Annotated in this window: 12 protein-coding genes; 9 read left to right on the plus strand and 3 right to left on the minus strand. The window is 32.9% G+C overall.

All coding sequences use genetic code 11. The annotated features are described in order from the left end of the window. The first annotated feature begins 104 nt into the window (after positions 1 to 104). From AAGU07_RS15495 to AAGU07_RS15505, 3 genes are all read left to right on the plus strand, one after another. Entirely contained in the window at positions 105 to 1,040 is a 936-nt protein-coding gene (locus AAGU07_RS15495) for a type II secretion system F family protein (protein ID WP_342459990.1), read from the plus strand. A gap of 12 nt (positions 1,041 to 1,052) precedes the next feature. Further along, on the plus strand, positions 1,053 to 1,256 hold the full coding sequence (locus tag AAGU07_RS15500) for a class III signal peptide-containing protein (protein ID WP_342459991.1): 204 nt from the start codon (positions 1,053 to 1,055) through the stop codon (positions 1,254 to 1,256). A 144-nt stretch (positions 1,257 to 1,400) separates the two neighbouring features. Beyond that, the gene (locus tag AAGU07_RS15505) at positions 1,401 to 2,813 is read left to right on the plus strand and encodes a lactaldehyde dehydrogenase (RefSeq protein WP_342459992.1); all 1,413 of its coding nucleotides are present in this window, start codon (positions 1,401 to 1,403) and stop codon (positions 2,811 to 2,813) included. Positions 2,814 to 2,884: 71 nt separating this feature from the next. On the opposite strand, the gene AAGU07_RS15510 is transcribed toward AAGU07_RS15505, so the two are convergent. Together AAGU07_RS15510 and AAGU07_RS15515 are read right to left on the minus strand one after the other, a co-directional pair. Further along, positions 2,885 to 5,008, minus strand: coding sequence for a PAS domain S-box protein (locus AAGU07_RS15510; protein WP_342459993.1), 2,124 nt, complete (start codon positions 5,006 to 5,008; stop codon positions 2,885 to 2,887). A 920-nt stretch (positions 5,009 to 5,928) separates the two neighbouring features. After that, complete coding sequence (locus AAGU07_RS15515) at positions 5,929 to 6,651, minus strand: tRNA-binding protein (RefSeq protein ID WP_342459994.1); 723 nt, start codon at positions 6,649 to 6,651, stop codon at positions 5,929 to 5,931. Positions 6,652 to 6,994: 343 nt separating this feature from the next. On the opposite strand from AAGU07_RS15515, the gene AAGU07_RS15520 reads away from it, so the two are divergent. The 4 genes from AAGU07_RS15520 to AAGU07_RS15535 all read left to right on the plus strand — a co-directional run bounded on the left by AAGU07_RS15520 (position 6,995) and on the right by AAGU07_RS15535 (position 9,419). Further along, positions 6,995 to 7,327 (plus strand): PRC-barrel domain-containing protein, encoded by a 333-nt coding sequence (locus AAGU07_RS15520; RefSeq protein WP_048082962.1) that lies wholly within the window; start codon positions 6,995 to 6,997, stop codon positions 7,325 to 7,327. Between the two features lie 10 nt (positions 7,328 to 7,337). Continuing rightward, positions 7,338 to 8,102 (plus strand): aspartate dehydrogenase, encoded by a 765-nt coding sequence (locus AAGU07_RS15525; RefSeq protein ID WP_342459995.1) that lies wholly within the window; start codon positions 7,338 to 7,340, stop codon positions 8,100 to 8,102. A gap of 37 nt (positions 8,103 to 8,139) precedes the next feature. Next, on the plus strand, positions 8,140 to 8,859 hold the full coding sequence (locus AAGU07_RS15530; RefSeq protein ID WP_342459996.1) for a tRNA(His) guanylyltransferase Thg1 family protein: 720 nt from the start codon (positions 8,140 to 8,142) through the stop codon (positions 8,857 to 8,859). 131 nt (positions 8,860 to 8,990) lie between these two features. Further along, positions 8,991 to 9,419, plus strand: a complete 429-nt coding sequence (locus AAGU07_RS15535; protein WP_342459997.1) for a Mov34/MPN/PAD-1 family protein — start codon at positions 8,991 to 8,993, stop codon at positions 9,417 to 9,419. A gap of 245 nt (positions 9,420 to 9,664) precedes the next feature. Here AAGU07_RS15535 and serA read toward each other — a convergent pair whose 3' ends face one another. Further along, positions 9,665 to 11,236, minus strand: a complete 1,572-nt coding sequence (serA, locus tag AAGU07_RS15540; protein WP_342460064.1) for a phosphoglycerate dehydrogenase — start codon at positions 11,234 to 11,236, stop codon at positions 9,665 to 9,667. Positions 11,237 to 11,766: 530 nt separating this feature from the next. Between serA and AAGU07_RS15545 the strand changes: the two genes are divergently transcribed. Together AAGU07_RS15545 and AAGU07_RS15550 are read left to right on the plus strand one after the other, a co-directional pair. Further along, a complete protein-coding gene (locus tag AAGU07_RS15545) occupies positions 11,767 to 13,200 on the plus strand; it encodes a trehalose-6-phosphate synthase (RefSeq protein WP_342460065.1) in 1,434 nt (477 codons plus the stop codon). A 414-nt stretch (positions 13,201 to 13,614) separates the two neighbouring features. Then, entirely contained in the window at positions 13,615 to 15,045 is a 1,431-nt protein-coding gene (locus tag AAGU07_RS15550; protein WP_342460066.1) for a trehalose-6-phosphate synthase, read from the plus strand. The last annotated feature ends 15 nt before the right edge of the window (positions 15,046 to 15,060 follow it).

The following is a 15,060-nucleotide window of genomic DNA, read 5'->3' on the forward strand; positions in this document are numbered from 1 at the left end:
AATACTTTTATACCGCTTCTTATATCAAAATGAAAGTATACATGTAACACTTTGAACCAGCCTATTATTTATATAGGAAATAGAATATTAAATAAGGTGGAAAAATGGCAATTATACCCAGTGCATTATCTCCAGTATCTAACATTATTGACAACGTTGTACCCGAAAAATATGCTGTTATGATGCAGGAAATGCTTATAAGAAGTGGAATGTATGTTAAAGCTTCAGATATTATAACTCTAGATCTCATAATTGCAATTGGGTTAGCCGTACTCGCAGCTGTTTTATCATTAGTATTTGGCATAAACCCCATTTTAGGTGCATTAGTTGGTTTCGTAATACCCACCATACTTATAGGTGTTTGGATATTTTTCATGATGGAACGCAGAGTCGATGCTATTGAAAATGGAACTCCTGACTTTTTAAGACAGATCGCATCTTTACTTCGTGCAGGTGTTGGTCTTGAAACTGCTCTAGAAGACGTCTCAAGACATGGAGAAGGCCCATTAACTGATGAATTAAAAAGGGCCGTAATTGAAATTAAAATTGGAAGTACATTTGATGATGCAATACTCGCAATGGGCGAACGTCTTAAGTCCAAAAACTTAGATAGAACATTCAGGATGATACTAGAAGGAAGAAAAACTGGTGGAAGTCTATCTGACGTTGTTGAAACAGTTGCAGAAGATTTAAGGGCTGTTTTAGCACTTCAAAGGGAAAGGAAAGCAAATGTAATGATGTCCGTAATGTTCCTTATTATCGCGGCCATAATAGCTGCCCCCTTTGCACTCGGAATGATAATGACATACAATTCATTTATTGCGTCTGTAGGTAAACCAAATCCACTTGCAGAAACTGCAACACTTGCTGCAGGCGGTTATATAATCATCCATTCCATCATAGCATCACTGTTAATTGGTATTGTTATGTATGGTAGTGCAAAAAAAGGCGTTAAATTTGCATTATTACTGGCCCCAGCAGCCTATGGGATATTTGTTGTAATACAAATGTTGGGTCCAAAGATTTTAGGAACAGGTTAGTTGGTGTTAAATATGGGGATTCTAAAAGAAGAAAGTGGACAAGGTGCAGCTGAATATCTGCTAATTTTTGGCGGTGTAATTGTAATTGTAATTGCAGCAGCACTTTATTACAAGAATTATTTAAGTGGAATGGGCAGCGAAATTAACAAGACTGACTTGCAAAATATCAATAATTCATTAAATGATTTAATGAATAACCATATCCTAAATCATTAATGTACAATCTCAAATAGACTTTACAAGCTACAAAATTCAATATAAACTTTTTTCCCAATAAGTTATTTTTATTTTATAATTTAATAGAAATCTGTATGTATGTTACGTAAAATATTATAACCATCTATTTACGGGAGTGGTAGTATGGATATGCTAATAAACGGGAAATTAATAGAGAAACCTGAAAAAATAGAGATTAGAAATCCATTCAATAACGAAGTAATAGATACAGTACCACAAGGAAATCATGAAGATGTGCAGAATGCTCTGATTGCCGCAAACAGGGCAAAGAAAAGCTTAAATGATCTTTCATCCCTCGAAATATCAGAAAGTTTATATGGAATTCATGAAGAATTATCAAAAAATTCAAAATCCCTTGCAAAATTAATAACACTTGATTGCGGTAAACCAATTAAAGATTCAATAGAAGAAGTGAATCGTTCTATACAAACTATTCTACTTTCAGCAGAAGAATCAAAACGCATATACGGCGAAACAATACCTATGGATGCCTGTGCCGGCGGGGAAAATGTGATTGGTTTTACAATGAGGCTCCCCCTAGGTGTGGTTGCTGCTATAACCCCTTTTAATTATCCTTTAAACCTGGCAATTCATAAAGTGGCGCCAGCAATTGCAGCTAAAAACAGCGTGATTCTAAAACCATCCATGAAAGCGCCGCTTACCGCATTGAAAATGGCCGAAATTATGGATTTTTACCTTCCAGATGGGGCTTTAAATGCTGTAACCGGGCATGGGAGAACTATTGGTGATGAGATTGTAACAAGCCCTGTTGTAAATAAGATTTCATTTACTGGAAGTGTGGAAATCGGCAAACATATATCTAAACAGGCAGGGATGAAAAAATTAACACTTGAACTCGGGGGAAATGATCCACTCATTGTACTTGAAGATGCAGATATAAACAAAGCAGTTGAAGCAGCTGTAAGAGGTTCTTATCTTAATGCAGGCCAGGTTTGCATTGGAGTAAAGCGTGTGATTCTTGACAATAAAATAGCTGATGAATTTATCCAGAAATTTTTAAATAACACTAAAAAACTTGTTACTGGAGACCCTATGGATCCTGAAACAGATGTAGGCCCTTTAATAAATAAAGGAGCAGCAATTGAAGTTGAAAACAGGGTAAATGAATCCGTAAACGATGGAGCAGAGCTTTTATGTGGCGGAAAACGTGAAGGGACATTATACATGCCAACAATCCTGGACAATGTTGATTCTAAAATGAAAATAGTGAAATATGAAACATTCGGTCCTGTCTCTCCAATAATCCGTATAAATGGAATTGATGAAGCAATAAAAGTTGCAAATAACACCAAATATGGATTACAGGCAGGAATATTTACAAATAACATTAATAATGCCATGAAAGCTGTAAAAGAGATAGAAGCCGGAGGAGTTATAGTAAACAAAGCCTCCACATACCGTATGGACAACATGCCTTTTGGAGGCTGTAAAATGAGCGGTTTAGGTAAAGAAGGCATAAAATATGCCATTGAAGATATGACTAAAACTAAAATTGCAGTTATTAACCCTCTTTAAAAAATGGAAATAAGCGGTTGGAACGGTATGACTAAAACTAAAATTGCAGTTATTAATCAAATATAATCCCATTAAAATTTGAACGGAATCGTAAAATAAAAAGTTGAACCTCTTTCAAGTTTAGATTCAACCCATATTCGCCCGCCATGAAGTTCCACCACTTTTTTACTAATAGCCAGACCTATCCCTGTACCTTCATATTCTTCTTTGGTATGTAATCTCTGGAATATGGTAAAAATACGCTCTGCGTACTGTTTTTCCATCCCTATTCCATTATCCTGAATACTGAAAATGTATTCCTCCTTATTTCTATCTTTACAGACTTTTATATTGATTTTAGGTGGGACTTCGGGTTTCCTGAATTTAATGGCATTTCCAATTAAATTCTGGAATAATTGAATCATCTGCCCTGGTTCAGCCATTATTTTTGGAAGGTTTTCATAGGTAATTTCAGCATTATTTTCATAAATGGAAGTATTAAGGTTATTTAAAGCAGATTTAAGAACATATCCCATATCTGTCAGTTCAAACCCTTTTTTTGTTGCTACACGCGAGTAGTTCAGGAGATCGTTAATTAAAGTTTGCATCCTTTTTGCAGCATCTACAATATACTCAATAAACTCATCAGCGTCCAAATCTAACTTATCCTTATAACGCCTTTCAATTAACTGGGTAAAACTGGTAATAGTCCTGAGAGGTTCTTGAAGATCATGGGACGCGACATAAGCAAATTGCCGTAGTTCTTCATTAGAATGTCTTAATTCTTTTACAGTTTCTTTTAATTCTTCTTCCAATTGTCTTCGTTGTGTAACATCATGACTTATTACAAGTAATGAATCTATTTCACCACCATCATATTCTGGAACCATATATGAATGAAAGAATTTTAATCCATGGATTGAATGAAATTCATATTCCATTTCCTGTATTTCTCCAGTTTTTAAAACCTTTCTGGCATTTTCCATCCATATTTTAGCAATTCCATTTAATGGAGTTATATCCTCAATTTTCTTACCAATTAAATTCTCAGAGGATAATCCCAAAGTTTTGGAACCATGATTGACATATTTATACCTTAATTCTTTGTCTAATCTTGAAATAACATCGGGAGAATTCTCTGCAAGAGCCCTGAATTTTTCTTCACTTTCCCTTAAAGCTCTTTCTATTCTTTTAATCTCATTAATATCGCTTTCCAGTCTTATGTTACATCTTGAAAGTTCTTTAGTACGTTCGTGGACTTTTAACTCCAAAGTGTCCTGTGTTTCCCTTAAAATACTTTCTAACTCTTTAAGTTCAGTGATATCCTCACATACAATTAATATTGTAATCTTACCATCAGTTTCTTTTACTGCACGTGCTGTTTCCTTAACCCAGATCATACTGCCATCCCTACGAACCTTTCGCAGTTCCCAGTGGAATAATTGTCCAATATTCTTAACACAGCGTTTTATATTTAAGATAGCAGCTTTTTTATCTTCTTCATGGAACACCTTTAATACAGATTGTCCAACTAACTCATGAACTGTAAATCCTAATTGTTCAGCTCCAAACTTGTTTACAGACAGTATTACAGCTTCGCAGTCCACAGTGAAGTACATTGAAGGATTATGATCATATAAAAATCGGTACCGATCTTCGCTTTCTATTAAAGCCTCTTCCCATTGCTTCCGATCCGTGATATCAATCCATACACAGTGAGTTTGCTTAAAAGTACCATCTGCTGCATATTCAATATTACCATCAATCAGTATAGTTATTTGAGCATTATCTTTACATAAAAGCTTGAATTCTGATTTCCGCATATATCCTAGTTCATTAAATCTTTTAAAACGTTTTTTAAATGTATATGTGCATTCCGGAGTCATTATATCTGTAAATGGATGTCCAATGATTTCTTCCTTGGCATAACCCATAGCATCAAGAAATGCCTGATTTACCTCGATAAAATTACCATTACAATCCAATGATTGGTATGGGAGAGGAGAATTTTCATATAATAACCGGAACCTTTCTTCACTTTCTCGAAGTGCATTTTCAGTGCGTTTATATTCCTTTATTTCATTCCTCAATTTTTCATTGTTTTTACTAAGCCTAACCACATATTCTGCAATTTGTTCCAGTTCAACATTTCCATCTTGTAATGCCCTTTCCAGGTCGCAGATAAGTTGTTCTTTAGTTTTAATCCCAGTTTTCATTTTGAACAACTCACAATATTTTTTTATTTATTAACGACTAATCTGAATTTATTTAATTCAATATATTGTATAAACACGTTTTTATTGTTAACAAAGCATTTAAATTCAACTTTTCAAAAATAGTTCCTCAGGTTAATTTTATTTGAATATGTTGAACTCCTGTTTTCCAGCATAACATACACTGGATGTATGCTTTCAAATTCAATTATACTTTAATCAAATAAAGTATTATTTAAGTAGGATTTCTTAAATTTTTTATTCAATTCGTATCCGTTTTTATTATTTGATCATTAATACATTTTTCGATTCTTTTAACAGGGCGAAAATACGGTAAATTCAAAATCAAATGAATTTTAAAAACGGAATTTGTCAAATATTATAGATAACATCATTTTAATAGACTACCAAAATTCAAGTTAGCTAAAAATAAAATTCAATTTAAAATTTAAAAATAGAAATTAATGCTTATTTTTTATTTCAAAAGCCTACGAAAGCATAACATACAAACACTGTCAAAAATTTTCAATTTTCGAATGCCGTAGGAAGCTATCAAAATCGTAGATTTTGATGCTGTAAAATTAAAAATTTTACAAGCTTCGCTTCCTGGCAACGAATCGAAGATTCGTATGCTTCGTATTTTCTAACCTTTGGAAATCAAAGATTTCCAATGTTTGCAAATTGAAAATTTGCAACCGTAAAAAATCGTAGATTTTTTACATGCCCAAACGCTTCGCGTTTGGTGGTCCCAAAAATCTCTGATTTTTGAGGATTTTTGCTGTTTGTAAAGTCATAACAACAGGTTAGTGTTTAAGAAGCATTCGAAAATTATGTTTTCGATGCTCTTAAAACCATAACTTTCAGTCATGGTTTTAAGAAGCTTGCAAAAACTATTTTTTGCTGTTTGTAAAACATTAACTACGTTAATGTTTAATGAAGTCTTCAACAAAATTTCTGGCCTCATTCAACGCTTCCAGAGGAATTCCTTTTGGCATTCCACCTATTTCTCCTTCAACATTTTTCAAGACACCTTCTCCGGCACCTAAAAACATTCCTTCACTTGTAATTCCCATAAAGCTTGTCGGTGGGAGCATTGCCACAGCAACCCTATTAGATTCTTTAACCTCTAAATCATTAGTTACAACTGTTATGACCCGTTTGATGTTTACATTACAAACTAAGAGACTGTCTGCACCTGGATGTTCTCCAGCACTTACAATATCTCCAACTTTAATATCAATGGCAACTATAGGGTCATCTATTGGCCCAAGAGCCAATCTTTTATCTAAATTTAAAACTGTATCTAAAAAGAAACGGATTTTAGCGATAGCTTCTTCTAATTTAATTTTTTCTTCCTTATTTACCATATCTAAAAAATGGCTGTACCACTTTTCCCCACCGAAATTTTCAATTATTTTCCCTGCTTTTTCTTTTAAAGATTCAATCTGAGGCATTTTGGCTAAATCAGCAGGTTCAACATAAGAATAGTACATGGATTGAATTTCAGGGATCATATCTCGGGCTATTTGCCGAACATCTCGTTTATTCCACCTTCCCCTTAAATTGGCTCCTTCTATGGTTCTTAAAAAAAGATCTACTGACTTTTCACATATTAATAATCTGTAATCATTGCTTGTATCCCACATATAATCACCATAACTATCAAAATTCGAATTATAAGTAATATGTTAATTCAATTTCTTTATTTATTTTATAGAGTTAATTATTAGAATTTTAATTTACTTTATAATTGTCCTTTACAATTTATAACTTCAATGACCACTGGCGTAAATAATAGTGAAAAGTATGATTAAATGAAACTTATGTAATATTTTTAATCATAGTTTATATTGTGGATTCAAAATTCCATTAATACATTTAGGTATCCTGTTTTAAAACATTGGGCTAATTTTCGAAATATTTAAGTAGATAAATGATTCAAACCTTATTCAATAATCAGAATTATTTAACTAAATGTGGTGGTAACAAATGGTCGATTTATCTAGCCTGTATAATTTAGATGTATACACAACACGTGGAAAATACGTTGGAAGAGTTCAAGACGTGGTATTAAACATTAAAAAAGGAAGGGTATCAGTTCTTAAAACAAGAGTAATGGCACCTGATAAAGTAAAAAGTGTTGGAATAAGGGATGTTATTAAAACCAGCATGCGCTTTGTTCCAGAAGTAGACGAAGTAAGACCTTTAAAAGAAGAAGGTAACATAGACATACAGTACGACAGAGTACAAGCTGTAGGGGATATTATTTTAATAAGCCCCGAAGTATCGACCACACCCGCAGCTGCAACCACATCAAAATAAGGGAAAATAAATGAAAGTTGGAATTATAGGATGCGGGGCCATAGCTAACATCATGACCAATTTTGCAGTTGAAGGTAAATTAGGCGTTGATTTAAAATTCTTTTATGATAAAGACATTGAAAGGGCAGAAAATTTAGCCCTTCAAGTTGATGGAACAGTGGTTCTTGAAATTGAAGATATGCTGGACAAAGTCGATCTGGTAATTGAAGCTGCTTCACCTCATGCCGTTGGAGAAGTTATCCCTCAAGTACTGGAGAGCGGAAAAAATGTTCTTATAATGAGTGTTGGAGCTTTAATGGATTTTGAACTTAAAGATAGGCTTGAAAAGATTGCAGCTTCAACAGGAGCTAAAATATATGCCCCTTCAGGCGCCATAGTAGGTTTAGATGGGATTAAAGCAGCTTCCATTGGAAAAATATCCGAAGCCTCGCTTATTACCAGAAAACCTCCCCGGTCACTTGGAATTAAAACAGATGGGGAAACTATTCTTTATGAAGGAAAAGCATCAGAAGCTGTTAAAGAATTCCCTACCAATATAAATGTAGCAGCAGCCCTGAGTATTGCCTGTGGAATAGATATTGATGTTAAAATAATAGCAGACCCTTCAGTTGATAGGAATATGCATGAAGTTCACGTTGTCGGAGATTCAGGTGAATTTACAACTATCACCAAAAATGTTAGGTGCTCCATGAACCCTAAAACAAGCGTTTTAGCCGCATATTCTGCAATTAAACTTCTGAGAAGATTAAATGAAAATATAATTGTAGGAACATAATTTTTTTCCTATCTTATTTTTAGAAAACTTTGATATTATGAGAGAATGTGAAATATTTTCAAGTTTGAAGGTTCCTTGCGGATCTAAAATTGTTATACGGATTGATGGAAGAACATTTTCTAAATTATCCCATGATTTAAAGTTTAAAAAACCTTATGATGACCAGTTTAAAGACATAATGGTCAAAACATGCGAAGATTTTTTTAAAGAATTCAGCCCTGCACTTATTTACACATTCTCTGATGAGATAAACATTTTATTATCTGAAATTCCCTTTGGGGGAAGGATTGAAAAGCTGGACTCAGTTTTTGCAAGTTTTATTACAGGAAGCTTCACAAAAAACCTGTCAAAAACAGTTAAAAAGCCTATTTCATTTGATTCCAGAGTAATCCCACTTTCAGAAAAAGGCACTGTAACCTATTTTAAAGAAAGGCAGGATGAAGCCTGGAGAAACTGCATCAATGGATATGCTTACTGGACTTTAAGAAAGGAATATACTAAAAAAGAGACCATGGAAATTTTAAGAGAGAAAAAAAGTAGCGGGCTCCATGATATCCTGTTTAAAAGAGGCATAAATCTAGCTGAACTCCCAGCATGGCAAAGAAGAGGCATAGGAATCTACAAAAAAGAAGAAATAATTGAAGGATATAACCCTGTTAAAGATGAAAAAGTAAAATCTGTACGGAAAAAAATTTTTGTTGATGAAGATCTGCCTATATTTAATGCTGAATTTTTCAGTAAAAAACTAATTTTATAGATCATTGAATGATTATATCACTAATTTTTACATGTTGCATAAAAGTTTCAACTATAACTTATACAATAAATAGAAATGATTGTAATTTTATTAAAATAAATAATAACCTATAAAACATTGAACCTGATAAAATGAAGCTGAACAATTTACTTGGAAAACTTCTTGGAACATCTAAGTACCAGTTTGAAGAAGTACATGTGGAAAGCGAAGTTATAGACGAAATAATGAACATTGCAAAGGAAGCATATCCTAACGAGTTCATGGCCCTTTTAGAGGGAAAAGTAGAGGAAAAAATACTTAAGATAACTGGTTTAGTATTTCTTCCAGTTGAAACTTCTCAGGAAGGAGCTGTAATGCAGGTATTCATGCAGCCTTTAAGCACCAATTCAGTGGGATCTGTTCACAGCCATCCCGGTCCTAGTGCTAGCCCATCTGATGCCGATCTGAATTTTTTTGCATCAAAAGGATTCTTTCACATGATAATTGCAGAGCCTTATGATAGAGAAAGTATCAGAGCTTATGACTCCTTCGGTAATCGGGCAGATTACAGGATAATTTAGAAACGCTCATGTCCATATCAAGTACATTATTTATACGGGTTAATTTAAGTTGACTTGTTTTAAAAAATTCATTTATTTAATCAAAAGTTACATAATAATTTAAATAGTAATATTTGCACAATACTCCAAGCGAAAAATAAATATTCAATCTGATTTTGCAGTTAAAAATTAATTTAATCAAGCTTAAAAATGAGAAAAAAATAGAAATAAATAATTTAATTATCTATTTTTTGATGGTTGATGTATTACAACTGGACATATACCGCATCATAAACATGTTCTAATGCCCTGATTTCATCAATTACATCTACTGGAACCTTTTGATCCACTGTTAGAACCATTACTGCTTCTTCACTAGGTGCCTGTCTACCGACCTGCATTTTAGCTATGTTTATTCCATGTTCGCCCAGTTTTGTTCCAATGGTACCAATACTTCCAGGAATATCTTTGTATCTGGTTATTACCATTGTTCCTTCAGGTTTTACGTTGACCCAGTACTTGTCAATTCTTACAATCCTTAGATCTCTTGTAGCATTACCCTCAATGCTTAGTTCGCCTTCATCGCTCTTAATTTCAATTTTTATAAGGCTTTTATATCCTTCTGCTTCACTTCTTTTACTTTCGGTGATGACAATGCCCCTATTTTTAGCAATGGTAGGTGCGTTGATCATGTTTACAGGCTCAGTAAGTATGGAATTTAAGGTTTCTTTTAAAACTGTCCTGCTTATTACGTCTACCCGTGGGAAGTCAGCTAGTTCTCCGCAGTAGGTTATATTAACTTCAGTTATGTTGCCTTTTGCAGCTTGAATTAAGAAATTAGCTAATTTTTCAGAAAGTTTTAAATAAGGTTTTATGGCATGAAATGTTTCTGGATCTAAAACAGGCATGTTTAAAACGTTTTTAGGTGCTTCACCCATAAAAACTTTCTTAACTTCGTTTGCAACGATTATTGCGGCATCTCTTTGTGCTTCTTTAGTTGATGCTGCAATGTGAGGAGTTACAACTATATTATCAAGTGTTAAAAGAGGACTGTCTTTTGGAGGTTCTGTTTCGAACACATCAAGTCCTGCCCCACCAATTATGTTATTTTTAAGTGCTTCATAGAGGTCATCTTCGTTTATTATACCTCCCCGTGCACAGTTTACTATGAAAGCATTTTCTTTCATCATTTCAAATTCTTTTTTGGATATGAGATGTTTTGTCTCAGGAGTAAGTGGAACGTGTATTGTCATGACATCTGAATTTTTAAGTAAGTATTCAAGGTCTACAACTCTAACTCCTATTTCTGCTCCTGCTTCTTCAGTTACGTATGGGTCGTAAACAAGAATTTCCATTCCAAATGCTTTTGCCCTTATGGAAACCTGGGTTCCAATTCTCCCTAAGCCTATAATACCAAGGGTTTTACCATTCAGTTCTATACCCATGAATTTGCTTTTTTCCCATTTTCCTCCTTTTACGGACTTATCTGCAATTGAAATTTTCCTTATAAGAGTCATTATAAGTCCCATTGTGTGTTCTGCAACAGTTATTGAAGTTGATTCCGGTGCATTAACTACCATTATTCCCTTTTCTGTAGCAGCAGCCATATCAACATTGTCTACACCGACACCTGCTCTCGCTATAATTTTAAGCTTTTCTGCTGCTTCTATTACAGCACGAGTTACTTTGGTTCTACTTCTAACAATAATAGCATCAAAATCTTTAATTTCTTCTATGAGCTCTTCTTGAGTTATGGAAGTGTTTACTACAACATCTGCCACATCTTCAAGCTCTTTAATTCCTTTTTCATTTATTTGATCAGCTATGATTACCTTCATCTTATCCATTATTTCACCAGCCGCATATCTATTTTATAATTTGCCATGATTTGTGCAAATGTAACTATAATATTTCATATGAATTATGAATGAAAAAAGTTTAAAAATTTAAGCAAATCACTTATTAACTAAATAACATTCTTCACATGATCACAGCATGAGCCTAAACTAATAGAATCACTACTGTACAATATATATAAATAAATTTAAACTATTGAGGATTTAATTTAAATATATCTATTGTTATAAGTTTTGTTGTTTATGATTTAAACTAATTAGTATAAAATTCAATAACCTTTAATGAAATTAAGTAAAATATTATCATCATTTAATAATTACCTTCTGTAATTTCTAGATTTCTAAAATCCTCCCTTTAAATTATTGTATCTCCTATTTTATTTAAATGAAAATAAATTTAAATCTGTTGTTACAGAGTATTAAATAATACATAAAATTTATTAATTGAGGGGATAGGAATTACATATGATACTCAAGAACAGATAAACCAATTCTTAGAAGATAAAAATTTAATTGTTGCATCAAATAGAGGGCCCGTTGAATTTCATATTAAAGAAGGAAAAACTGAAATGAAAAGAGGAGGAGGAGGATTAGTATCTACTCTACTTCCATTTATGACTCGTGTTAAGGGATCATGGGTTGCAAGCGCCATGACTGAGGGAGATAGAAAAATAGCAGCAGAGCATAAGAAATGCATGGTGCCAATTCCCGAAGATAATCCTGATTTTTGTGTTTCTTTTGTTGTTGTGGATCCAGAAATATATAAAGATTATTACAGTGTAATAAGCAATCCTCTTATCTGGTTTGTGCAGCACTACATGTGGAATACGCCTTATATGCCAGAAATTGATGACAATATCCATAAAGCATGGCATGACAGTTATGTATATGTAAACCAACAGTTTGCAGAGAGAATTATAGAAGAAGTGAAATTAAGTGAAAAAAAACCTCTAATTATGCTTCAGGATTATCATTTATATACATGTCCCAGTTATATACGAGAAAAACTTGATGATGTTTTTTTAAGCCATTTTATCCATATTCCCTGGCCTCAATCTGAATATTTTAGTATTCTTCCAGAGTATATGCAGGAAGCCATTATTAAAGGGCTGTTATCCAATGATATAATTGGATTTCATCTGGAAAAATACGCCCGGAATTTTCTATATACCTGCGAACCGTACGTAGATAAAGTAGATTACAAGACAGATACAATATGGTACGAAGGGCGTAGAATTTTTGTAAAGAATTATCCAATATCCGTTGATGATAAAAAACTCATAGAAAATGCAAAAAGCCCAGAAGTAATAGAAAAAGAAGAATTAATTAAAAAAATTAAGGGAGACAATTTTTTATTATATAGAACTGATAGGGCAGACTTAAGTAAAAATATAATCCGTGGATTTAAAGCATATGAACTATTTTTACAGAAGCATCCTGAATTTCATGGAAAAGTGATATTTCTATCAACTGGGATGCCTACAAGACAGCAGATAAAGGAATACTGCGATTACAGAGATGAATCTTACAAAATAATCGATTCAATCAATGAAAGGTATTCTAAAGATGGTTGGATGCCAATTAAACAGATTTTTAAGGCAGATTATGGGCTCGTAACTGCGGCCTTTAAACATTATGATTGTTTACTTGTAAACCCAATTATAGATGGCATGAATATCGTTGCAAAAGAAGGGCCCGTAGTAAATGAAAATAATGGCGTTTTAATAATGTCAAATGGTGCAGGCTCTTACGAGGAGCTTAAAGATTATTCTATTATTGTGAACGCTTATGATATCAGCCAAACAGCGGATGCAATATATCGAGCCATTATGATGAGTAAACATGAAAGACAAAGACTTATTGAAGGGCTTAAAAAGACTGTTCAGGAGAGAAATGTTTATATATGGATGCAAGAACAGTTTAACGACATTCGTAAGCTATTTTAAGTTATATATACTCTAATTTTGTAGTAACTTTTTATTTTTAACTTATCTTAATTTATCTGAAAATAATTATTTTAAATAACAGCATTTTAAGCTTGTTTTTTAGCTGTAAATCTTCTTTTGAGTTCAAAAAATCAAATAAATATAAATTCATTAAAACATATATTAATAAAGAAAGTTTTTTTAACACGCTCATGACTTGAAGGTGGTGCAGACCATTATGATAAAATTATATGAATTATATTGTAAATTGCGATCATTAGTACTCCACATAGCTAAAATTACAATTTAATACAGGACAAAACTTATAAGTGTATTATGGATATGGGCGTTTAATAAAATTAATATCAGGAGGAAATTAACATTCCAGCTTCAGATGAATGCATAAATCAATTTCTTGAAGATAAAAATTTACTTATAGCATCTAACCGAGGACCAGTAGAATTCTTTTATGAAGATAATGATAAAATAGGGATGAAAATAGGGGCCGGAGGAATAGTTCCCACTTTGCTCCCATTTATGGAAAAGAACGGAGGTACATGGGTTGCAAGTGCCATGACCGATGCAGATATAGAAATGGCCGGCAGATTCCCAGGAAATAAAATACCCATCCCCCTGGAAGAACCCATGTTAAATGTCCAATTAATTAGATTAGACAAAGAAAAGTACAATGAATTCTACAATACATTTAATAACTCTTTTTTATGGTTTATACATCACTACCTTCTGAATTTGACTTATACTCCAGAAATTGATGAATGTATACATCAAGCATGGCAGAGCTATCAATATGTAAACCAGAAATTTGCAGAAAAAATAGTTAAGGAAGTGAATTCATCAAATGAAGAAACTTTAGTCATGCTCCACGATATCCATCTGCAAACGTGTCCCAGCTACATCCGAAAAAAGTTTGATGATATTTTTTTGAGTCAGTTCATACACATTCCATGGCCCCAACCAGATTATTTTTCAATTTTACCCCACTACATGGAGAAATCTATTGTAGAAGGGCTTTTATCCAACAATCACATCGGTTTTCATATTGAAAGATATGTTAAAAATTTTTTGATGACCTGCCAAAATTATGCCGATGATGTAAACTTTAAAAATAATATAGTACATTATGACGGCCGTGAAATCTTTGTAAGAAATTATCCCATCTCTGTTGATGTTAAAAAGCTAACTGAATTTGCAAAGTCTGAGGAAGTTTTAAAACAGGAGCAGTATGTTAAAAAAATTAAAGGAAATAACTTTTTAATTTACAGAACTGAAAGAATGGATCCCAGTAAAAATATTATAAGGGGCTTTAAAGCATATGACCTTTTTTTCCAAAATCATCCTGAATTTAAGGGAAAAGTTATATTTTTCATAACTGGAGTGGCAAGTAGAGAAAATGTAAAGGAATATAGAGATTATAAAATGAATGTGAACAGTATAATCAATGAAATCAATGGAAAATATTCTAAAGATGGGTGGAAACCTATAGTTTCCCATTTTAAAGCAGAATATTCGCTTGTAACTGCTGCATTTAAAAATTACGACTGCCTTCTAATAAATTCAATTAATGATGGAATGAATATCGTTCCCAAAGAAGGGAGCATTGTAAATGAAAATAATGGTGTTTTAATAATATCTGAAACCACAGGAGCTTACGATGAACTTAAAGAAAATGCAATTAATATAAATGCACTTGATATTACAGAAACAGCTGATGCCATTTATAAAGCCGTTACAATGAAACATGACCAACGTAAAAAGCGTTTAAATGGACTTAAAAATGTTATCTGTCACTATGATGTATATAAATGGATGGGAGAACAGTTCAACGATATTCAAAAACTATTTTAAGCACATAATAAATAG

This window comes from Methanobacterium sp., from assembly GCF_038562635.1.
Lineage (GTDB): Archaea > Methanobacteriota > Methanobacteria > Methanobacteriales > Methanobacteriaceae > Methanobacterium_D.

What these genes read in the sequence shown, in the direction of transcription:
- AAGU07_RS15530 (WP_342459996.1), top strand. Translation starts at nt 8,140, where the DNA reads ATGAGAGAATGTGAAATATTTTCAAGTTTGAAGGTTCCTTGCGGATCT.
- AAGU07_RS15505 (WP_342459992.1), top strand. Translation starts at nt 1,401, where the DNA reads ATGGATATGCTAATAAACGGGAAATTAATAGAGAAACCTGAAAAAATA.
- AAGU07_RS15510 (WP_342459993.1), bottom strand. Translation starts at nt 5,008, where the DNA reads ATGAAAACTGGGATTAAAACTAAAGAACAACTTATCTGCGACCTGGAA.
- serA (WP_342460064.1), bottom strand. Translation starts at nt 11,236, where the DNA reads ATGAAGGTAATCATAGCTGATCAAATAAATGAAAAAGGAATTAAAGAG.
- AAGU07_RS15535 (WP_342459997.1), top strand. Translation starts at nt 8,991, where the DNA reads ATGAAGCTGAACAATTTACTTGGAAAACTTCTTGGAACATCTAAGTAC.
- AAGU07_RS15515 (WP_342459994.1), bottom strand. Translation starts at nt 6,651, where the DNA reads ATGTGGGATACAAGCAATGATTACAGATTATTAATATGTGAAAAGTCA.
- AAGU07_RS15500 (WP_342459991.1), top strand. Translation starts at nt 1,053, where the DNA reads ATGGGGATTCTAAAAGAAGAAAGTGGACAAGGTGCAGCTGAATATCTG.
- AAGU07_RS15495 (WP_342459990.1), top strand. Translation starts at nt 105, where the DNA reads ATGGCAATTATACCCAGTGCATTATCTCCAGTATCTAACATTATTGAC.
- AAGU07_RS15525 (WP_342459995.1), top strand. Translation starts at nt 7,338, where the DNA reads ATGAAAGTTGGAATTATAGGATGCGGGGCCATAGCTAACATCATGACC.
- AAGU07_RS15520 (WP_048082962.1), top strand. Translation starts at nt 6,995, where the DNA reads ATGGTCGATTTATCTAGCCTGTATAATTTAGATGTATACACAACACGT.